General features: G+C 39.9%; 23 protein-coding genes and 1 other RNA gene. 18 read left to right on the plus strand and 6 right to left on the minus strand.

Features of this window, described 5'->3' with window-relative positions:
• The first annotated feature begins 224 nt into the window (after positions 1-224).
• The 5 genes from LCL96_RS06820 to LCL96_RS06840 all read left to right on the plus strand — a co-directional run bounded on the left by LCL96_RS06820 (position 225) and on the right by LCL96_RS06840 (position 3476).
• The gene (locus LCL96_RS06820) at positions 225-605 is read left to right on the plus strand and encodes a hypothetical protein (protein WP_224940664.1); all 381 of its coding nucleotides are present in this window, start codon (positions 225-227) and stop codon (positions 603-605) included.
• Between the two features lie 462 nt (positions 606-1067).
• Positions 1068-1430, plus strand: a complete 363-nt coding sequence (locus LCL96_RS06825) for a rhodanese-like domain-containing protein (protein ID WP_224940665.1) — start codon at positions 1068-1070, stop codon at positions 1428-1430.
• A 36-nt stretch (positions 1431-1466) separates the two neighbouring features.
• Positions 1467-1763, plus strand: a complete 297-nt coding sequence (locus LCL96_RS06830; protein ID WP_224940666.1) for a rhodanese-like domain-containing protein — start codon at positions 1467-1469, stop codon at positions 1761-1763.
• Positions 1764-1881: 118 nt separating this feature from the next.
• Positions 1882-3009, plus strand: coding sequence for an MBL fold metallo-hydrolase (locus tag LCL96_RS06835; protein WP_224940667.1), 1128 nt, complete (start codon positions 1882-1884; stop codon positions 3007-3009).
• Positions 3010-3119: 110 nt separating this feature from the next.
• Entirely contained in the window at positions 3120-3476 is a 357-nt protein-coding gene (locus tag LCL96_RS06840) for a YidH family protein (RefSeq protein WP_224940668.1), read from the plus strand.
• A gap of 45 nt (positions 3477-3521) precedes the next feature.
• Here LCL96_RS06840 and LCL96_RS06845 read toward each other — a convergent pair whose 3' ends face one another.
• Entirely contained in the window at positions 3522-3782 is a 261-nt protein-coding gene (locus LCL96_RS06845) for a hypothetical protein (RefSeq protein ID WP_224940669.1), read from the minus strand.
• 163 nt (positions 3783-3945) lie between these two features.
• Here LCL96_RS06845 and LCL96_RS06850 point away from each other — a divergent pair, with 163 nt between their 5' ends.
• Complete coding sequence (locus LCL96_RS06850) at positions 3946-4827, plus strand: NAD(P)-dependent oxidoreductase (protein WP_224940670.1); 882 nt, start codon at positions 3946-3948, stop codon at positions 4825-4827.
• A gap of 35 nt (positions 4828-4862) precedes the next feature.
• On the opposite strand, the gene LCL96_RS06855 is transcribed toward LCL96_RS06850, so the two are convergent.
• Positions 4863-5468: a peroxiredoxin gene (locus LCL96_RS06855; RefSeq protein ID WP_224941320.1), complete on the minus strand. Its 606-nt coding sequence runs from the start codon at positions 5466-5468 to the stop codon at positions 4863-4865.
• 355 nt (positions 5469-5823) lie between these two features.
• Between LCL96_RS06855 and LCL96_RS06860 the strand changes: the two genes are divergently transcribed.
• A complete protein-coding gene (locus LCL96_RS06860; protein ID WP_224940671.1) occupies positions 5824-6348 on the plus strand; it encodes a type 1 glutamine amidotransferase domain-containing protein in 525 nt (174 codons plus the stop codon).
• Positions 6349-6410: 62 nt separating this feature from the next.
• On the opposite strand, the gene LCL96_RS06865 is transcribed toward LCL96_RS06860, so the two are convergent.
• Positions 6411-6707 (minus strand): phage holin family protein, encoded by a 297-nt coding sequence (locus LCL96_RS06865; protein ID WP_224940672.1) that lies wholly within the window; start codon positions 6705-6707, stop codon positions 6411-6413.
• A 216-nt stretch (positions 6708-6923) separates the two neighbouring features.
• On the opposite strand from LCL96_RS06865, the gene LCL96_RS06870 reads away from it, so the two are divergent.
• A complete protein-coding gene (locus LCL96_RS06870) occupies positions 6924-7361 on the plus strand; it encodes a peptidylprolyl isomerase (protein WP_224940673.1) in 438 nt (145 codons plus the stop codon).
• 95 nt (positions 7362-7456) lie between these two features.
• A non-coding RNA gene (gene ssrS, locus LCL96_RS06875) (6S RNA) lies at positions 7457-7645 on the plus strand.
• A gap of 193 nt (positions 7646-7838) precedes the next feature.
• On the opposite strand, the gene LCL96_RS06880 is transcribed toward ssrS, so the two are convergent.
• Positions 7839-8489 (minus strand): MtnX-like HAD-IB family phosphatase, encoded by a 651-nt coding sequence (locus LCL96_RS06880; RefSeq protein ID WP_224940674.1) that lies wholly within the window; start codon positions 8487-8489, stop codon positions 7839-7841.
• 137 nt (positions 8490-8626) lie between these two features.
• Complete coding sequence (locus LCL96_RS06885; RefSeq protein WP_224940675.1) at positions 8627-8923, minus strand: DUF948 domain-containing protein; 297 nt, start codon at positions 8921-8923, stop codon at positions 8627-8629.
• Positions 8924-9074: 151 nt separating this feature from the next.
• Here LCL96_RS06885 and LCL96_RS06890 point away from each other — a divergent pair, with 151 nt between their 5' ends.
• From LCL96_RS06890 to LCL96_RS06905, 4 genes are all read left to right on the plus strand, one after another.
• Positions 9075-9863 (plus strand): HAD family hydrolase, encoded by a 789-nt coding sequence (locus LCL96_RS06890; protein ID WP_224940676.1) that lies wholly within the window; start codon positions 9075-9077, stop codon positions 9861-9863.
• Positions 9864-10036: 173 nt separating this feature from the next.
• Positions 10037-10483 carry a CoxG family protein gene (locus tag LCL96_RS06895; RefSeq protein WP_224940677.1) on the plus strand — a complete coding sequence of 149 codons (447 nt, stop codon included), beginning with the start codon at positions 10037-10039 and terminating at the stop codon, positions 10481-10483.
• Between the two features lie 159 nt (positions 10484-10642).
• Entirely contained in the window at positions 10643-13225 is a 2583-nt protein-coding gene (locus LCL96_RS06900; RefSeq protein ID WP_224940678.1) for a helicase-related protein, read from the plus strand.
• Positions 13226-13307: 82 nt separating this feature from the next.
• Positions 13308-14027 (plus strand): DsbA family oxidoreductase, encoded by a 720-nt coding sequence (locus LCL96_RS06905; protein ID WP_224940679.1) that lies wholly within the window; start codon positions 13308-13310, stop codon positions 14025-14027.
• A gap of 57 nt (positions 14028-14084) precedes the next feature.
• Here the strand turns inward: LCL96_RS06905 and LCL96_RS06910 are convergent, their stop codons facing one another.
• Entirely contained in the window at positions 14085-15215 is a 1131-nt protein-coding gene (locus LCL96_RS06910) for a CAP domain-containing protein (protein ID WP_224940680.1), read from the minus strand.
• A 194-nt stretch (positions 15216-15409) separates the two neighbouring features.
• Here LCL96_RS06910 and speD point away from each other — a divergent pair, with 194 nt between their 5' ends.
• The 5 genes from speD (at position 15410) to LCL96_RS06935 (ending at position 19200) form a co-directional block, all read left to right on the plus strand.
• Entirely contained in the window at positions 15410-16222 is an 813-nt protein-coding gene (gene speD / locus LCL96_RS06915; protein WP_224940681.1) for an adenosylmethionine decarboxylase, read from the plus strand.
• A gap of 144 nt (positions 16223-16366) precedes the next feature.
• The gene (locus LCL96_RS06920) at positions 16367-17164 is read left to right on the plus strand and encodes a TIGR00266 family protein (RefSeq protein WP_224940682.1); all 798 of its coding nucleotides are present in this window, start codon (positions 16367-16369) and stop codon (positions 17162-17164) included.
• Between the two features lie 119 nt (positions 17165-17283).
• Positions 17284-17583: a rhodanese-like domain-containing protein gene (locus LCL96_RS06925; protein WP_224940683.1), complete on the plus strand. Its 300-nt coding sequence runs from the start codon at positions 17284-17286 to the stop codon at positions 17581-17583.
• 233 nt (positions 17584-17816) lie between these two features.
• The gene (locus LCL96_RS06930) at positions 17817-18569 is read left to right on the plus strand and encodes an exodeoxyribonuclease III (protein ID WP_224941321.1); all 753 of its coding nucleotides are present in this window, start codon (positions 17817-17819) and stop codon (positions 18567-18569) included.
• A 43-nt stretch (positions 18570-18612) separates the two neighbouring features.
• Positions 18613-19200, plus strand: a complete 588-nt coding sequence (locus LCL96_RS06935; protein WP_224940684.1) for a branched-chain amino acid aminotransferase — start codon at positions 18613-18615, stop codon at positions 19198-19200.
• The last annotated feature ends 50 nt before the right edge of the window (positions 19201-19250 follow it).

Raw genomic sequence — 19250 nt, forward strand, 5'->3', positions numbered from 1 at the left:
ATCATCACTCCCGACATGTTGATGCAGGGTGCTGCATCCATTTTTATTATAGATATAATTAGTGAAGTTTCTGTGAGATATGTATGTTCATTCTCATTTTCTATTTTAGCATGTAAAAGCTAATACAATAACAATGATCTAGTCCGTTACTTTTTCTTTAATAGGGACATTTGCCCTTCCCCTTTTTCCTTTTCATAATAGGCTAATAAAGAGGAGTGACGAACATGTATGAAAGGAGAACCATGAACAGAAAGAATATCATGACCCTATTTAATCAAAGTGGACTCCCGAATCTTATGAGTGATGGGAATTTTAATAGTGGATCTCAAGTACCCGGGGCATGGGGAGGGGCACAAGGTCAGGTACCGCCTTATAATCAGGTAGCCTACGGTAATCCACCAATGTACGGTCAGCAGGTATATCCGCTATCTGGATATCAACAAGCGGGGTATGGTCCGCCTCCATACGGTCCGATAGGTGGGTATGGTATTAACCCTCTCGGGGCTGGGTTAATTGGACTGGGATTGGGATTTCTCGGCGGACAGATTGTAAACACACCATTCCCATTTAAAGGTCCACACAAACGCTACTATTATTACATGTGAATAGAGTGAGCCGACTCCATACCTATGGAGTCGGCTTTTTCTTGCAGAAATCAGGAAACTTGTCATGATAAAAGAAAGCTCTTCTCGCAAAGATAGTTGTTATACTTACACAGACAATGATTTGCAAATGCTATGTCATTGATTCTTAGCCAAAGAATGAATTAAATGGTCATAAAAATCAGTAAAGGAAAAGAACCTTAGTATAATTCGTTCACTGCATCCAAGAAAATGTTTTGGTTGAAACCCTGACATTTACACTGTTATACCAAATATTTATGCTTGTTCAGTTGATTCTCGCTGCAATCAACCACCTCTCGATTGTTCAAAATCAATAATGTTTACGAAGACAGCCTAAATGAAAATTTTATCCCTTGATTTTATACCTATAGGGGTATATAATATGATTATATTACAAATGAGTTTCATGCATCATTCCATACTAAATAAATCGAGGTGCTTAAGATGGAGTTTATTGGATTAATTGTATTGGCTGTACTAGTAATGTTTTATATCATGATGAAAAAGCCAAGTAAAAACATCAAACAAATTTCTACTGAGGAATTAAAATCCATGTTGGGAGATAAGAACAAACAGTTCATTGATGTTCGCACGCCAGGAGAATACAAGAACAATCATATCAAACAGTTCAAGAATATGCCTTTAAACTCATTACCCAAAAATGATCAATCCCTTTCCAAAGATAAGGAGATCATCGTCATCTGTCAAAGCGGGATGAGAAGTGCAAATGCATGTAAAGTACTTGAAAAGAAAGGATTCACTTCCATAACGAATGTTAGGGGTGGAATGAATTCCTGGTCACACTGATATAATGAAAATTTATTGAAAGAGAGTGAATGAAAAATGAAATCCATTTTGAGCGATGAAGTAAACAGACGATTATCAGAAGGGGAATCCTTAAATATACTCGATGTCCGTGAAGCAGCTGAAGTACGTAACGGGAAAATCCCAAACAGTTTGAACATTCCACTGGGATTGCTTGAATTTCGCATGAATGAATTAGAGAAGAACAAAGATTACATTGTCGTCTGTCAATCAGGAGGCAGAAGCAGCCAGGCAGTGAAGTTTCTTTCTTATCACGGTTATAATGTAACGAATATGGAAGGCGGTATGTTTGCCTGGGCAGGGAAGGTCGATTAATCTCTTTCACTCTTCCCCCAATTCTATGCTTGTTAATACCCCTGTAGGTTTAGTTTATGAAATTTAGGATAATGTATAAACGAAGGGATAACACTAACTTGAGGGAGGAATGAAAGTTATGACAACGACAGTTAAAGACTTAACAGCCAAGGAACTTACCAGAAAAATCATGGACGGGGAAAGGATGTTCATTCTTGACGTTCGTCCTAAAGAAGCCTTTGACGATTGGAAAGTGGAAGGTAAGAACGTCAAGATCCTGAACAAACCGTTTTCTGAGTTGAAAGACAATCTGGCATCTGTTCAATCCACTTTACCAAATGATGAAGCGATTTATGTCATTTGTGCAAAAGGGAATTCATCAGCAAAAACGGCCGAAATGCTTGCAGAGGCAGGAATGGAAAATATATATTCCGTCGAGGGCGGTATGCAGGCCTGGAGTGAGTACCTTGAACCGGTAAAGATCGGTGAACTGGCAGGTGGGGAGATATATCAGTTTGTACGAATCGGGAAAGGGTGTCTATCATACGCCATCGTCTCAAAAGGAGAGGTTGCATTCATCGATCCCAGCCGTTTAGTAGAGCCTTATAAAACATTCATGAAGGATCGAAATGTACAAGTGAAAGCTGTACTGGATTCCCACCTCCATGCAGATCACATTTCCGGTGGTCGTGCTCTAAGCAAGGAATATGATTCACCCTATTATTTACCTCCAAAAGATGCAGAAGAAGTTCAGTATACATTTAATGAACTGACTGATGATATGGAAATCGAGGTGGGTGATACGACGATTAAAGCTGTCTACTCGCCAGGTCATACGATCGGGAGCACGTCGTTCATCGTTGATCAGCATTATTTATTAACAGGGGACATTCTGTTTATTGATTCCATCGGAAGGCCGGATCTAGCGGGCAAAGCCGAGGACTGGGTAGGGGACTTAAGAGACACATTATATTCCAGGTACAAACATCTCGGGGATGATTTAATCGTTCTTCCTGCACATTTCATGACGATAGATGAAATGAATGAAGATGGCTCGATCTCCCACCGTTTAGGTGATCTCTATCAGAAGAATCACGGATTGAATATAGAAAATGAAGAGGAATTCAGACACACAGTCACTGAAAACCTTCCCCCACAACCAAATAGCTATGAGAAAATCCGTGAAACGAATATGGGTAAAATCAATCCTGAACAAGATGAAAAGCGTGAAATGGAAACAGGTCCCAACCGTTGTGCCGTACGTTAATGGGCTTTTAGACATTTTTTGACGAAGCATAAAAGGCAAAGGGAAATGCAACATCCCAACATCGATTGGGATGTTTGCATGTACTGGAAGAATTAAGGATGTGTTCCGTTATGAAGGAAATAAATGAATCAAAATATATTCAGCAGCATCTGGCAAATGAGAGAACGTTCTTGGCGTGGATCCGTACAGCCATTGCCATCATCGGAATTGGATTTTTAACCACAAGCTTACACTTTAACTCCTTACAAGGGGACCCACTTCAAGATAAAATTGCCGCAGGAATAAGTGTAATTTCCATCTTCATTGGATTAGCCATCATTATTGGTTCCACCATTAATTACTACAGGACGAGGAGACATATCAATACACAAACATTTGTGTCTGCTGATGTGTTTATTAAAATGATGACAGTCGTGGCTACAATTGTACTCTTACTTGTGACTGTTTATTTTTTTTCGCTGAATTAAAAAAGCTGAACGCAATAGGAAATAAATCCCTGCGTTCAGCTTTTATTAATTCTGTTTTTGTTCATTGTAGTATTGGACGGATGTCATGGCTCCTTCGCTCACCATGGAATTATCTTCTATATTGGAAGGGTCAGGATTCCCTCCTTTTTCGAGTGGGAGATCTTCTTTTTTCCTCTTTTTGAATTTTGTAACCAGTCCTTCCTTCATATTGTGAAGCTGGTTACGTTTTTCTTTCGATGATAATGCCCATCCTAGAGAGCCAGCGGTAACAGTTGCACCAACAAGTATTTTTTTGTTCAGTTTCATCTTCTTTTCCTCCAATCGAGTAGTTCGTTTTATCAGTATGTTCTCTATTTTCCCAACGCACATAAATTTAAACATTGGACATCATGAATGAATAATGAGTGGACAAGGACATCTTTCTAGTTGAAAATAAACATACATCAATATGTTTGAGAGGGATGATGAAATGAAGAATCTTACGAAACAAAATGTCATTGGATTTATCGGAACAGGGGTAATGGGGAAAAGTATGGCAGGTCATATTCTTGAAGCTGGTTTCCCATTAGTTGTCTATAATCGTACAAAAGAGAAGGCGTTAGATTTAATACATAATGGTGCAAAATGGGTTGACACACCCCAAGAGGTGGCAGAAGCTTCGGATGTAGTCATTACAATCGTAGGGTACCCTTCAGATGTAGAGGAATTATATCTTGGGGAAAATGGCATCTTGAAACACATGAAGCAGGGTTCCGTTGCTTTAGATATGACGACTTCTTCTCCAAAACTAGCAGCGGAGATTTTCAAAAAAGGAATGGATAAAGGAATTTCCATATTGGATGCTCCGGTTTCAGGCGGGGATATAGGGGCAAAAGAGGCAAGGCTTTCCATTATGGTGGGGGGAGATGAGGAATCGTTCGAGTTAGCGAAACCACTCCTGGATCGTCTTGGTTCCAATGTGGTCTACCAAGGAAAAGCAGGTTCTGGTCAGCATACAAAGATGTGTAACCAGATTGCCATTGCATCTAATATGATGGGAGTTACTGAAGCCCTTCTTTATGCAAAAAAATCAGGTTTGAATCCAGAAAATGTCCTGAAGAGTATCACATCCGGGGCAGCAGGCAGCTGGTCCCTTAGTAATTTGGTTCCACGAATGATTGAAGAAGATTACGCCCCGGGCTTTTATATAAAGCATTTTATCAAGGATTTAAAGATCGCCCTTGATTCGGCAAAGGATATGGAACTTAGGACTCCAGGTCTTGAATTAGCTCTTTCATTATATGAGGAGTTGGCCATGAATGGAGAGGAAAATAGCGGCACTCAAGCTCTTATAAAATTATTAGAGCACTAATCTAAATAAACGTCCCCGCATGCGGGGACGTTTATTTAGATCTTTCCGATAAATTGTGGATTTTTTTGTATTCCTGATTGGGTAGGAAGCCAATTGGCAGATACTCCTGTGCCGGTCTTTCTGGCATATTGAATCCCTTCCAATACCCTTAAGATTTCAAATGCATTTCTACCGACTTCATTCGGGTAAAGCATTTTAGAAGTTATGATTCCATCAGGATCAATGATGACGGTGGCACGAAACGTTGCGCCAGCCTGCTCATTCAATACACGATAGGCTTTACTTATTTGGTGGTTTCGGTCACTCACCAATGGAAATTGTACCTTTGATGCAGAAGGGGATACCTCCGTAAACACTTTGTGAGCGTAAACACTATCTGTACTTATCCCAAGCACCTCGGTCTGGAGCGCTTGAATTTTAGGGTAAATAGCAGCGACCGCTGCCAGTTCTGTCGGTCACACGAAAGTGAAATCACTGGAATAAAAAAATAAGATGACCCATTTTCCACGATATGTCTCCATGTTAACGGTCGTTATTTTCTTTTGTATATTATCGTATGCCTCAGCAATAAAGGGAGGGGCGGGGTCATTAGTTTGCGCACAAAATGGAAATGTCTGAGTTTCAGTACCTGGTTTATTCATTCACTCACCCCTTTTCAGAAAAGTACTATCAACATATGTCTTTGTACGATTAGATATGATTACGTGCATGGCCCCATTCAATTCATACTTCACGATAAAATGGGAATAATAGGGGGTGATTGTAAATTTTTCGAAGGAATGATGAGTCTCATGAAAAAAAACACTATGAAGAATCTTTCCCAAGTGATATACACGTTTGGTTCAGCCATGACCATAATTGCCTTCCTTGTAACTTATTTCCAAACGAAAACGATCATTAAAGCGATTAAGAAGTATAGCCCCTATAACTGAGTTTACTGTTTGCAATATCTTCTAGTAAGTTAGACAATGATAGTATTAGTGAGGAGGGTTTCTGTTGAAATTAGTAGGTAAGAAAATCATTCAATTAGTCAGTACGGATTTCGAAGATCTGGAGTTATGGTACCCGGTCCTGCGATTAAGGGAAGAAGGAGCCACAGTACATATTGTCGGTGAGAATGCCAATGAGGAATATATCGGGAAATATGGGGTGCCGATTGTTTCTGAATATGCTTTTAAAGATATCGATCCGAAAGATTATGACGCCATACTGGTTCCGGGAGGGTGGTCTCCCGATAAACTTCGTCGTTATGAAGAAGTTATTGCTATGGTACAATCAATGGATGACAGAAAGAAACCGATCGGCCAAATCTGTCATGCCGGATGGGTATTGATATCAGCCAAGATCCTTCAAGGAGTAAAAGTCACCAGCACACCTGGAATAAAAGATGATATGGAAAATGCAGGAGCTACCTGGATAAATGAGCCTGTCGTAACAGATGGCCACATCGTTTCCAGCCGCAGACCCCCAGATTTGCCCGACTATATGAGAGAATTCATTGAAGTGCTGACAAAAGAATGAACGATAAAAGGACTGGTCAAGGAAGCAGAGAGTAAGCCTTCCTTGACCAGTTCATCTTTTATCTATTTCTTTTTTTCTCTTTTATTCCGATCATTCACCCGGGCAAAAAACGTCTGTTTTACAGATTGATGTGTAGTAATGGCGGCACCGGTTGCGATGAAGCCGTTAGCGATTCCGTTAAAGTCAAACCCCAAGGTCCACCCGCTTGCAGCGACTCCCACCAATAATAAAATCCAAATAATCAACCAATCCTGAATATGTGGTGTTCTTTTCAATGCATAGCCGAGCACCCATAGTACAGGAACAAGTACTGTGACCTGTGGATCGATAGAAATCCCGCTTAATAAGTTTTCGATCATGTCATTCACTCCCTATAATGAAAAATGACTTCTATAAAGCTTATTCATGTATTGGGGGGATTCATGACAACCTGTACGGATAAGTTTTTTAAAAAGTGAAATGATGCTTGTAAAATCCGCAATGAAAATGAATGCAATTATACCCTTTAAAGTGACATACGAAAACTTCAATGATATTATATTGATTGACCTATAATAAAAAAGGAGCTGTTATAAATGGCGAAAAAAGGGTACATACAATTCCAGACAGGTGAGAAAATTGAATTCGATCTATTCCCAAATGAAGCACCTGGAACAGTAGCAAATTTTGAAAAATTAGCAAACGAAGGATTTTATAACGGTTTAAGCTTTCACCGTGTCATCCCTGGCTTCGTAAGTCAAGGCGGGTGCCCTAACGGAAATGGTATGGGTGGTCCAGGATACACCATCAAATGTGAAACAGAAGGGAATCCCCATAAGCATGAAGAAGGCTCATTATCCATGGCCCATGCAGGGAAAGATACAGGCGGCAGCCAATTCTTCATCGTACATGAACCACAACCTCACTTGAACGGAGTCCACACAGTCTTCGGAAAAGTGACTTCAGGCATCGATATCGCCAAATCAATGAAAAACGGCGACGTAATGGAGAAGGTAGAAGTACTCGACGCATAATGCAAGAGGGACGGACCTTTGACTGATAACAATTAATCGTCTAATTGAAGAAAATCAATAGTTGAAATAATGCATGTCATGTTGTATCATACTAATACAGGCTGCGTTGTACGTAATTATAACGAAGTTTTAACCTTTAAACTGTAATAGGGAGTTTTACATCGAAGTTGGAATGTCAAGCCTCCACGATTTGAGGACGACAGGAAACCTTCTGCAAACACCCACTTTGAGGAGTGGTGGTTTAAAACTTTCTTATATCATATTACGGCAATTGTGGCTCCTAACCTTAGTATCTCAAGTCAGTTCCCAATCGGGGGCTGGCTTTTTTATTTGCTGAAAAAATAAAAAACTGAATCCTAATAAAAGAATTCAGTCAGTATCATATGTAGCAAGGCCCCTCCCGTCCGTACATGGTTAAGTGTCCCGCAACAAGCGAATGTTCGGGAGAGGCAAATTAAGTTTATCATGCAAAACGATTTATTTCAATCTACCTTCCTCTGTCAGGTAACGGTCAATGCCATGAAAATCATCTACCCCAACAAATGGAGTTCCGCATTCCTTAAGAATACGTTGCAATGCTTTCATGGCAAATGTGACATCTGCCACTTTCGCAGCGTGACTATCGGGCTCGCTATCACCGGCAAAATAAATCGTCTCATACTGTTCCTTTAGTTCTGCAATGACTTTGGACTTGTCAATCCCATAACGCTCTGAATGATGAGGATGTTGTGGATCAATCGTCATATGTATATTTCTTTCTTTATAAAAACCTTCATTCGAAAACACTTTAACATTTCTGATTCCACGATGGTTCAGTATTTGGTGGATATAGTAATCCGTTCCCGCACTGAGAATATAGAAATTTCCTCCTTCTTCCTGGACTTTACGGATAAAGGAAGTAACATGATCATCTATTTCAATTGAAAGGATATCCTCGATGATTTGATGTTCATCTTGATGAATAGATGAAAAGACTGTCCGAAGGAAATCAATGTCCTTCATTTCACCGGCTTTCCACCTTTTAAACAACTTTTCGCCTTCTTTAAAGTATTTTTCCAATACGAGATGATAAAAGTCTTTCTTCGAGATGGTTCCATCAAAGTCTGAAACAAATGCCCATTTCTTCATTGCGTCTCCTCCACATTTCTAGTTTAGTCGATTGTAACATGATTTATGAAGAGGGAGAAACCGCATGGATTGTTCATAATATTATTATGTAAACAATAGGGATTTTTCTAACCCCTGTATTTAAACAGGGGGCTGTTTTACTTTTTTATACTCTTTACAAAATCTTTCAGTACTTCCGGTGTTCTTTTTACTTCCTGAATGGTGCCCGTGAACGTCGATTTTTTATAGTCAATATCCATTTGGATCTCAGACTGGGTTTCTTGAAGCTGAGTGGCTTCTGAAGAGATTTTATCCATTCTTGATTGAATGTTTATGACCGTTTGATTCATTTCATTCACGATGGGGCGGGTAGTTTTTATCGTTCTCCATAATGCTACTCCCAACATAACCAATCCGATGACAAATAATGCAATGCTTGCATACACAATCCACATCTAGAATTCACCTCATTATCATTTGTTTTAAGTTATATTCCCTAAATACTATAAAAATAACGCATCAAATATTTCTTCTATTGGTTTACTAATTCTATTATACCTAGTAATCTATATGATAAGTTTGATCACTGTTAAGGGAGAGATGAAATTGCTTAAAGCCATTATGTTTGATCTGGATGACACCTTATTATGGGACTCAAAAAGTATTTCAGAGGCGTTCAATGCAACCTGCCAATATGCTCAAGACAGAGTGGGAACAGATCCTCACAAATTAGAGTCAAGTGTGAGAGAAGCTGCTAGAGAGCTTTATGCAACATATGATACATATGAATTCACACAAAATATTGGTATCAATCCTTTTGAAGGGCTGTGGGGGGAATTCCTGGATGAACATGACGAACGTTTTCTTCAAATGAAGGAAATCGTTCCTACTTATCGTAAGATGGCTTGGACAAACGGATTGCAATCATTAGGCATTTCAGATCCTGAACTTGGTAAAGAGTTATCCGAGAAATTCCGCCTTGAAAGAAAACAAAGGCCATATGTATATGAAGATACCTTCCGTGTACTAAATGAAGTGAAAAAACATTATCAGCTTTTGTTATTAACCAACGGATCACCCCATCTACAGAATACAAAGCTTGATAAAACGCCGGAGCTCCTCCCTTACTTTGAGGAAATCATCATTTCAGGTGATGTTGGTAAAGGAAAACCGGATCCGGCGATGTTCCAGCATGCGTTGGATAGGCTTCAGCTTCAAAAAGAAGAGGTCGTCATGGTTGGGGATAATCTAAATACAGACATTCTGGGAGCTTCCATATTAGGTATCAAAACCGTCTGGATCAATCGTCGCGGGCAAATTCCTCAAACAGTTGTTCCAGATTATGAAATAAAAGAACTGTATGAAGTGATCGATATCGTTAAAAACATAAGATAGTTGTCTAGGGGGCTTCGAACTGTCGAAGCCTCTTTATTTCTCGCTTTTAACAGTCATAATATCCTAACCCCATTCATACTATTCACGGAAGTATCCACTTTATCGTCTTCAGACAGGTGTGAAGGAGTTTGGGAATTACCGTAACCCCCTATGTGTATGAAGGAGGTACTCTTATGGGAACAGGAATACATCAAGTACATGTCTGTGCTTCGCGATCAGATGTATGGTCGTTTATCCGAGATTTGAACGCTTGGGCTCCTTTGGTTCCAGGATACAAGGAGCATAGCATTATCTCTGACACTCAATCTACTTGGAAATTTACCGTTCATTACGGGATGCTGACCAAGAAGATTCATGTCCAGGTTCTAATTACAGAATGGACTGCTCCCTCTGAAGTGAAGTTCACGTTAGACGGGATCAATCAACGGTTTACGGGTAAAGGGTATTTTAATGCTGTAGAAGTGAATCCGGTCGTCACAGAAATGACGGGAAGCTTAACAATCCAATCAACAAGCCCGATGGCAAAACTCCTTCAATCCACTTTCGATAAAATGGTAGTGGACCTTACGAGGGAATTAACGATAGCTGTTGGAGAGGCAATTGAAAGAGAAAGCTCATGAATGCAAGTCCTGTCGTTACATGAAGGGCTTGTATTCTTTTAAAGCCTGATTCTGTGATATAATGAATGCTTTATAAGTTGGATAATTGATAGTTAGAGAATAAATACATACACTAAAAAGAAAATAGAAGAAAACGTATAAACATAAAGGGGTCTTACCATGGAAAAGCTTCACCTTCTTCGAGAAGAGGCTATAGAAGAAACGAAACAGAAAATAAAGGAAGATATTACACATTTTTTGGAGGAACATGAGCATTGTCCTTCATTTCAAGACTACCTGGCAGAAAGAAGTGCATTTTTCCATCAAATTTGGCTGAATATTTGGCTGAATAAGGTAACGAATGATGTGCTTCGTAGCCATAAAAAAGCCTTTCTTCGAAAGAAAGGTTACGATATAGAAGGAACAGATAAAAAGTTGATCAATAAATTGTTCCGAAATGAAATTAGAGAGTATCTCCCTTTCCATATTTTAAATTGGTTAACGGAAACCCCACCAGTTGAAGAAGAGTGGAAGGAGCTTTATTTACGTGTGCGTAACGAGTATCTTAAGAAAAACAAAGAAAAGAAGCAGGCAACTCTACAAAAAGAGACTCGAAAAGAGATCCTTTCTTACATAGATACTCAACTGAACAAGCTTGAACTTCATTGGTATGTCGAGCTGCGATATATTTTCGCTAAGAAATGTTTGAACGATCTTGAAACAAAGACGAAATATCAATCCATTGAACCGTATATGCTTGAGGAGAAATTGGAAGAAGAAGGCCAATTCACCTGTGATTCCTTCAAGACTGTCTCTGATTTTCTGAAAGAATTTACCGGTTCGATACACAAAAAGAGTGAACACTGGGATGGTCATGGGTGGGAATATGAAACCTATTACTATCCATATGAGCGTTTTGTTTTCTACCATTCCGAGCTGGTAGTCTATCGATCTTTACTACAGCATATGCCTGAAGAATTAAGGATAAATTATGAGAATGTGTTCGGTCTGAAACTAACAGAAGAAAGGCTGAGCAGGATCAGCCATCATTTTCTCCTTACTTTAAAGTCGCGCTTTTTTAATATGATACAAGAGGAATATATTGAGGATTTGATACGGATATTGGAGTTTCCTTTTGATCCAGCGATTCATCTTTCATTGTTTGAAAAAGATCTCAAGAAGCAGGAGGAAAGGAAGGCTGCTGAATTAGCTGAATTAAAACGGCAGCAGGAAGAAGAAGAACGTGCATTGGAAGACATCTTTGGGAGGGAATACAGCCCCTCATTCAGGGGAGATATCCGATATATTCTTCATATTGGAGAAACGAATACAGGCAAGACCCACCATGCCATCAGCCGAATGAAAGAGGCAAAGAGCGGTATGTACCTCGCCCCACTTAGACTTCTTGCTTTAGAAGTGTTCGACACATTAAATTCAGCCGACGTCCCTTGTAATTTGAAAACAGGGGAAGAAGAAAAAGAAGTCCTTTATGCAAATCACGTTTCATCTACTGTAGAAATGTTTCATGAGAAAGATGAATATGATGTGATCGTGATTGACGAAGCACAAATGCTGGCTGATCAGGATAGAGGATTTGCGTGGTACCGGGCGATTACGAAATCTAGAGCGAAAGAGGTCCATATTATAGGAAGTGAAAACGTTCGGGAACTCCTAATGGAGCTGGTTGGTGATGGGAACGTGGAAATCCATACGTATAAGAGAGAGGTTCCGTTGCAGGTTGAATCGAAAGAGTTTCAATTGAAACATGCAAAAAAGGGAGACGCTGTAGTGTGTTTCTCGAGGAAAAAGGTACTGGATACGGCTTCAAGATTGCAGAATAACGGACATAAGGTCAGCATGATTTACGGCAGTATGCCTCCAGAAACAAGGAAGAGGCAGATGATGCAGTTCATTAAAGGTAAAACCAATATGATCGTTGCCACTGATGCAATTGGAATGGGGCTGAACTTACCGATACGCAGGATTGTATTCCTGGAAACAGATAAATTTGACGGGACGAGAAGGAGAAGGCTTACTTCTCAGGAAGTAAAGCAGATTGCCGGTCGAGCTGGTAGAAAAGGGATTTACAATGAAGGACGGGTTGCCTTTACTAAGGATATAAAAGTGATGAAACAGCTACTTGAACAACCTGATCAGTCTCTCAGAACGTTTGCCATTGCTCCTACGAGTGGTGTATTTGAACGCTTTCAGCGCTATTATCATGATATGGACACGTTCTTCTATTTATGGGACAAGTTCAGAAGTCCCTATGGAACGGAAAAGGCAACTCTATTTGAAGAAAGGGAGCTTTACGAATTAATCCGCGGAACAGACATCGAAGCAAAATTATCATTGAATGATTTATACGGATTTCTGCATTTGCCGTTCTCTAAGAAAGAGTCACAGTTAACGGAACAGTGGCTTGAATGTATGTTTGCGATAGTAAACGGAGAAGAATTACCAGAGCCACAGTTAAAGAATAAAAACCTGGAACAAAAAGAGGTCTCATATAAGGCTGTTGGTCTCCATCTCCTGTTTTTATATCGATTGGGCAGGCAGACAGAGGCATATTACTGGGAGAGGGTGAGGAGTGAAATTGCCGATGGTGTGCACGAGAGTCTCAGGACAGAGGTTACAAGTTTGACGCAAACGTGTAAACAATGCGGTAAGAAGCTTCCACCAAACTTCGGGTTCCCGATTTGTGATCGGTGTCATGCAGCCCGATTAAAGAGAAGGTCAAGGAGAAAACCACCAAAACATTAAATTTTGAGCAAATCTTAAGTAGAATGAAGGCTTATGTGGTAGTATCGATTGTGAATTGAAAATGATGATTGAGGTGGTCCGATTGAAGATTGAAGTATGGTCAGATTATGTGTGTCCATTTTGTTATATAGGGAAACGCCATTTAGAGGAAGCACTAGAGAAATTCCCTCAAAGGGATAAGGTGGAAATAGAGTTTAAAAGCTTTGAATTGGATCCGAGTGCTCCAGTTAACACAGAAAATAGTATACAGGAAATTCTTGCGAAAAAGTATGGAACGTCACTTGAACAAGCTCAAAATATGACGGATCGTATGAGTCAGCAAGCATTAACAGTAGGTCTCGACTTCCGTTTTGATACGAATATTCCAACCAATACCTTTGATGCTCATCGCTTGACGAAATATGCGAAAACAAAAGGGAAGGAAGCAGACTTGACTGAAATCCTGTTACATGCCCATTTTACCCTTTCCAAACATATTGGTGACAAGGGTACTCTTTCAGAATTAGCGAAACATGCAGGATTAGATGAAAAAGAAGCACTTGCGGTCCTGAACGGTGAAGATTTCTCACAAGATGTTCGAATGGATGAGGATGAAGCAAGGCAAATTGGCGTACAAGGTGTTCCATTTTTTGTCATCAATCGTAAATATGCGATATCCGGTGCACAGCCAAGTGATGTTTTTCTAAATTCGATTCAAAAAGTGTGGGAAGAGGAAAACCAAACGTCCCCGCTCCAGCCTCTTGGAACGGAAGGTATGGCTTGTGATGAAAATGGATGTGAAGTTCCGAATTCCAAAGAGTAATCAATAAAACAATATGAAAACGATAAAAGCAAGCGGAGATGCTTCCGCTTGCTTTTTTTAATCACTGTAGAAGTTTTCTGTATAGTAAGGCTGTGATTTTTCGTTAAAGGCGACACCTATACCTAAGTGCTCGTAGTGTGGCTGAAGGATGTTCTCTCTATGCCCTTTGGAATTCATCAGTCCCTCGTGGGCAAAGATTGAACTTAATTGTCCGTATGCCAGGTTTTCTCCTGCAGTACGGAAAGCTACCTGATCTTCTTCCATACGGTCAAAAGGTGATTCTCCTTCTAGGTTCGTGTGACTGAAGTAATCCTGTTCCGCCATATCCAAGCTATGCTTCCGGGCGGTGTCTCTCACCTGACTATCCCATGATAGAACACTCAGCCCTTTTTCAACGCGACTGGCATTGGTAAGGTCGAATAACTGATATTCAAATCCTTCCTTTAATTTAGTACTTGCCTTTGTATAGAATTCTTTCTTATTTGCTTCCAACTTATCACTGATGATCTGAATGCCAGTGACCGTATCGTTTTCATGCTTGTCATAGAAAATGGTCACATAGTTTCCATCAACTTGGAATACTTCCTGTTCACCGTTATTTTGAAGCTGATACAATGTCAATCCTTTTCGGATATTCGTTAACGGTTTACCAAGTTCATTCTGTACCACTTCTTTGGAAACGCCCATTTTAATACCTGAATCGGAGGAGAGGAGATCCTGGTTTGTGAATAGGCCATTTACTTTATTGTTTTGGTCATATGAAACCATTAAGAAATTCCGGTAGTTTTCATGATAGGCATACCATAAAACACCGTATTCATTGATGGACTGTCTCTTTGCTTCACCGAGTTCTCCCTCGACACTTTCTTTGGAATCCCCGATTTCGATATTATAGATAGAGAACTTCTGCTCACTCGGCAATGTCAGGGTCGGCTTCTCGACAGGATCTTCATCTCTGGTGCCGGAAGGGCTCTCAAGATCCCGGAATGAATCATCAAGTTTTATAAGCAGAACGCTCACTTTATGATAAAGTTGATTAAAGGTTTCCTGCACCTGGGGATTGTTCTTCATTTCTTCAATTTTGGAGAGGACAGAATCAAATCCTGTCGCTTCCACTTTCTCTTCCCAGGCGGGTTTTGATATATAGGCAATCATGACGATCATGACTAAGATTAATAATCGTTTCAAATGCTAACACTCCATTCTACCTTCCATTGTATCCAAAATACTTAAGAAGTAAAAAGAGAAAGGCTTATTCACTTTGTTTTGTACCCATTCTATATCGTTTTCAATCCAAACTGCCTGTTTTAGTATGGTAGGGTCTGGGTAAGATAAGTGAATAGGGCATACTCACAAATTTTACATATAAGGGGAAATGCACAATGAAATTATCTCATGAAGAACGTATTCAACTCCATGAATTCAATAACTTAACGAAATCATTAAGTTTTAATATGTATGATATTTGCTATACAAAGACCCGGGAAGAACGGGAAGCATACATTGAATACATCGATGAACAGTATAACGCCGATCGATTGACGAAGATTCTCACACATGTATCGGATATTATCGGAGCTCATGTGTTGAATATTTCGAAGCAAGACTACGTTCCCCAAGGGGCAAGTGTGACAATCCTGGTATCGGAAGGACCGATCGTCGAAGTGCCGACGGAGCATTTTGATGAATCACCCGGTCCATTGCCTTCTACGGTGACGATGCATCTTGATAAAAGCCATATTACCGTGCATACCTACCCAGAGTATCATCCTCATGAAGGAATTTCTACATTCAGGGCCGATATTGATGTATCAACATGCGGGGAAATTTCCCCCTTAAAGGCGTTGAACTACTTGATCCACTCATTCGACACAGACATCATGACGATGGATTATCGGGTGAGGGGGTTTACAAGGGATATTAATGGAAAAAAACTATTCATTGATCACGATATCAACTCGATCCAGAATTACATTCCCGAAGAAATCAAGGATGAGTATGACATGATTGACGTGAATGTCTATCCTCAAAATATTTTTCACACAAAATGTAAGCTGAAGGAATTTGATTTAAACAACTATTTATTCGGTTATACAAAGGACAAACTTGAAGAAAATGAGGTCGACGAAATTACGGATAAAGTTAAGATGGAAATGGATGAAATCTTTTATGGTAAAAACATCCCCAGACCATAGGAAGGTCAACCCCCCTTTGTGCACCATTCTGCGAAGGGGTTTTTTGTTCGAAATCTTATTATTATGAAAATAGATGTTAAGAAGGAAATCTCCATCCTCTTGAAGAATAGGTAAATATACATGAGAATAGAGGAGGATTATGGAATGAATTCACATGAAATTGAATACAAATTGCACGGGGATGATATGCAGTTTGTCGAAATAGAATTAGATCCAGGTGAAAGTGCCGTAGCGGAAGCTGGTGGCATGATGATGATGGAAGATGGAATAGGAATGGAGACGATCTTTGGTGATGGATCTCAAGGCGGGGGTGCAGGAGGATTTCTTGGCAAGCTAGTTGGTGCCGGAAAGCGTATATTGACTGGCGAGAGTTTGTTCATGACCGTATTCACCAATGAGGGCATGGGTAAAAAGCATGTATCCTTTGCTGCTCCATATCCAGGAAAGATCATTCCGGTTGATTTAAGCGAATTAGGCGGTAAAGTGATTTGTCAAAAGGATGCTTTTCTTTGTGCGGCAAAGGGAGTATCTGTCGGAATTGACTTTCAAAAGAAATTAGGTACAGGCTTCTTTGGCGGGGAAGGCTTTATCATGCAGAAGCTAGAAGGAGACGGGTTGGCCTTTCTCCATGCAGGTGGAACCATCCACAGAAGAGAGCTTCAGCCAGGAGAAGTGTTACGAGTCGATACAGGTTGTTTAGTTGCCATGACGAAAGAAGTGGATTACAACATAGAATATGTCGGCAAAATTAAATCTGCTTTCTTAGGGGGAGAAGGATTGTTTTTTGCAACAGTCCGTGGTCCTGGTACAGTTTGGATCCAGTCACTTCCATTCAGTCGGTTAGCGGAAAGGATTTATGCCAACGCCCCAGGTGGAGGACGTTCCACGGGTGAAGGAAGTTTACTTGGTGGACTTGGTGACCTACTCAACGGTGACGATTGATAGGTGTTTAAAAGCACTTCCTGCAGCGGAAGTGCTTTTTTACATTATGATTGACAAAATACCCTTATAGGTATATTATGTGTACATAAGCACTGAAAACAAATGAGGAGGTACAAGCTATGAAACACTTAACAGCTAAACAGGTTGAAGAATTATTGAATGACGAAAATCAATTTCTAAACATCATAGATGTACGTGAAGATGACGAAGTGGCAATGGGGATGATTCCTAGCGCGAAGCACATCTCATTAGGGCAAATAGAGAGTCGCATGAATGAATTAGAAAAGACAAAAGAGTATATCATGGTCTGCCGATCAGGGGGGAGAAGCGGAAAAGCCGCACAATTTCTTGAAGATCAAGGGTTTGATGTGATCAATATGACTGGTGGCATGATGTCTTGGGAAGGTCCGACAAACTAATCACTAAAGATCCTAAAAGGAAAAAATAATAGTAAATGGATTGATCATAATCCAATAAAAAACCATGCATCGCATGGTTTTTTATTGTGAGAAAACAACATTAAACAGATGGTATTATATCGATATAATATAAAAAATCTCAGGTGTTATCTCAGTATAATAATAGATGGAAGTGGATTTTATGGTAGGATAATAAGAGATGTTTTGAGAGTAAAGGAGATGAAAAAATGACTATGAAGCTGGTATCCTGGAATGTAAACGGAATTAGAGCATGTGTGAAAAAAGGGTTTTTAGATTATTTCCACCGTATGGATGCGGATATCTTTTGTCTTCAAGAAACGAAGCTTCAGGATGGTCAAATTTCACTGGATTTAAATGGGTATCATCAGTATTGGAACTATGCAATCCGAAAGGGATATTCAGGGACTGCGGTCTTCACGAAACGGGAGCCTCTGGCTGTCAGCTATGGTTTTAACGACGATGAAATAGAGTCTGAGGGAAGGATCATTACATGTGAATTTGAATCCTTTTATTTGGTGAATGTGTATACGCCCAATTCTAAAAGAGATCTTTCGAGGATCGAGGAACGCCTGGAGTGGGAGGATACTTTAAGAGCTTACCTCCTAGAATTGAATCTTCATAAGCAGGTCATTCTATGCGGGGACCTAAACGTGGCGCATACTGAAATCGACCTGAAAAATGATAAGTCCAACCGAGGAAATTCGGGATTCACCGATGAAGAAAGGGGTAAAATGACATTGTTACTGCATGAAGGGTTCACCGACAGTTTTCGATATCTTTATCCCGACAAAGATGACGCCTTCAGTTGGTGGTCTTATATGAGTAATGTGCGTGAGCGAAATATCGGGTGGAGGATTGATTACTTTATTGTCTCCGAACAATTATCACGTTCTATAAAAAAAGCTGAAATTCACTCTGATATCCTCGGAAGCGACCATTGTCCTGTATACTTAGAGATAGAATAGTACAAACATGATAAAAAGAAAGAATGTTTAAGGAGGGAAAAGAATGTTACAGAAAAGATTGAAACCATTCATTGAGGAAATAAAAGAATCTGAAGGTACTGTGCCTTTGTTTGATCTGGAGAAGGAATATGTGGTAAAGCAAGGGTTACTGGACGTTGATGAGATTACTTCTCCAGATAAAGATTCACGTTTTCAGGATGCGTATATCGAGCGTTGTGATAAAGAAACAGAAGAACTGATCAGTGAGGAAGCTGTTACATTTCTTGGACAACCCCTCAGCTACTTGAGAGAGCATAAAAAAGAATTCATTTACCTTGAATCCGAATGGTTCGAGGTGATTGGAGTGGAAGCCGTTTCGTTGGAAGTGGACGACGTATTCGGGACGTATGATGCAATGCTTGGATTAAGACTCCAAAAGAAGTATAGGAGTCAGATTGAGCGGTATTTGGAAGAGTCCCTTGAAGTTGAATCATCATTTGATTTGTTGTTTAATGGTGAAGATGGGTTGTGGGACTTGAATTTTACTTTGAATGAACTTCCGGAATTTAAAGAAGAGTATTCAATGCTGGAAGCTTATGAGCTTATCTATGAATTCCTGTTTAGGCTCATTCAAAACGTGGATGAGGCTTAATAAGGTAATCCCCCTGAATAATTGAATTCGAGGGGGATTTTATTTTTCCC

Origin of the sequence: Rossellomorea aquimaris (assembly GCF_020172085.1) — a bacterium.
In the GTDB taxonomy this organism is placed as follows: Bacteria; Bacillota; Bacilli; order Bacillales; family Bacillaceae_B; genus Rossellomorea; species Rossellomorea aquimaris_E.

Coding starts and splice junctions, on each gene's coding strand:
- LCL96_RS06850 (WP_224940670.1), top strand. CDS start 3,946: ATGAAGAATCTTACGAAACAAAATGTCATTGGATTTATCGGAACAGGG.
- LCL96_RS06920 (WP_224940682.1), top strand. CDS start 16,367: ATGAATTCACATGAAATTGAATACAAATTGCACGGGGATGATATGCAG.
- speD (WP_224940681.1), top strand. CDS start 15,410: ATGAAATTATCTCATGAAGAACGTATTCAACTCCATGAATTCAATAAC.
- LCL96_RS06930 (WP_224941321.1), top strand. CDS start 17,817: ATGAAGCTGGTATCCTGGAATGTAAACGGAATTAGAGCATGTGTGAAA.
- LCL96_RS06820 (WP_224940664.1), top strand. CDS start 225: ATGTATGAAAGGAGAACCATGAACAGAAAGAATATCATGACCCTATTT.
- LCL96_RS06845 (WP_224940669.1), bottom strand. CDS start 3,782: ATGAAACTGAACAAAAAAATACTTGTTGGTGCAACTGTTACCGCTGGC.
- LCL96_RS06880 (WP_224940674.1), bottom strand. CDS start 8,489: ATGAAGAAATGGGCATTTGTTTCAGACTTTGATGGAACCATCTCGAAG.
- LCL96_RS06865 (WP_224940672.1), bottom strand. CDS start 6,707: ATGATCGAAAACTTATTAAGCGGGATTTCTATCGATCCACAGGTCACA.
- LCL96_RS06900 (WP_224940678.1), top strand. CDS start 10,643: ATGGAAAAGCTTCACCTTCTTCGAGAAGAGGCTATAGAAGAAACGAAA.
- LCL96_RS06885 (WP_224940675.1), bottom strand. CDS start 8,923: ATGTGGATTGTGTATGCAAGCATTGCATTATTTGTCATCGGATTGGTT.
- LCL96_RS06825 (WP_224940665.1), top strand. CDS start 1,068: ATGGAGTTTATTGGATTAATTGTATTGGCTGTACTAGTAATGTTTTAT.
- LCL96_RS06925 (WP_224940683.1), top strand. CDS start 17,284: ATGAAACACTTAACAGCTAAACAGGTTGAAGAATTATTGAATGACGAA.
- LCL96_RS06870 (WP_224940673.1), top strand. CDS start 6,924: ATGGCGAAAAAAGGGTACATACAATTCCAGACAGGTGAGAAAATTGAA.
- LCL96_RS06895 (WP_224940677.1), top strand. CDS start 10,037: ATGGGAACAGGAATACATCAAGTACATGTCTGTGCTTCGCGATCAGAT.
- LCL96_RS06835 (WP_224940667.1), top strand. CDS start 1,882: ATGACAACGACAGTTAAAGACTTAACAGCCAAGGAACTTACCAGAAAA.
- LCL96_RS06830 (WP_224940666.1), top strand. CDS start 1,467: ATGAAATCCATTTTGAGCGATGAAGTAAACAGACGATTATCAGAAGGG.
- LCL96_RS06840 (WP_224940668.1), top strand. CDS start 3,120: ATGAAGGAAATAAATGAATCAAAATATATTCAGCAGCATCTGGCAAAT.
- LCL96_RS06935 (WP_224940684.1), top strand. CDS start 18,613: ATGTTACAGAAAAGATTGAAACCATTCATTGAGGAAATAAAAGAATCT.